Source organism: Vibrio sp. 970 (assembly GCF_033339075.1).
The window spans coordinates 1-514 of sequence record NZ_JAWOTW010000834.1 but is presented as its reverse complement, the minus strand read 5'-3'; the positions used below and the strand labels follow the sequence as shown (position 1 = coordinate 514).

The window sequence follows — 514 nt, the reverse complement described above, 5'->3', positions numbered from 1 at the left end:
CTGGAATAAGGTTTGGACGCAGTGCGGTGGAACGCATCGCTTAAGTTATTGGAATAAGTCCTTTTCTTCAGTGTAGGTCCTAGGAAGGGGTTATGTTTGATAGAAGTCAATTTTTCACACTAATTCGCGAAGCAAATAATCAAAACAGTGCACTAGATACAAAAAGAGCAGCCGTTTGGCTGCTCTTCATTAATGTCGTTCAATATGGTTGGCTTAGAACGTTACTTTCAGCTCTACGCCGTAAAACTGACTGTCGTAGCTTGCACCTGCGTCCATGGCAAACTTCGCAACATCTTGATTGCCGAACCAAGGTGAGGAGTTGAATTTCAATTCAGCGCTGCCGCCCCATGCGTCAGTCACCCAGTGGTGGATATGACCAACAGGGTTTAGGAAGAAGAGAGAAACGTCGCCTGCAGTTTCTGAACCTAACACTTCGCCGCCATTTGCTACGATGTCTTGCTCTGCTGTTAGCATCATTTCACCCACTACCGCACCAAAGAATGGCGTGATAAAG

The 514-nt window shown here is 46.1% G+C and carries 1 pseudogene; it reads right to left on the bottom strand.

Going from position 1 to position 514, the window contains the following annotated elements:
- Positions 1-213: 213 nt before the first annotated feature.
- Positions 214-514 (bottom strand): annotated as a pseudogene (locus R7Q11_RS29455) (DUF3943 domain-containing protein); the annotation flags it as partial.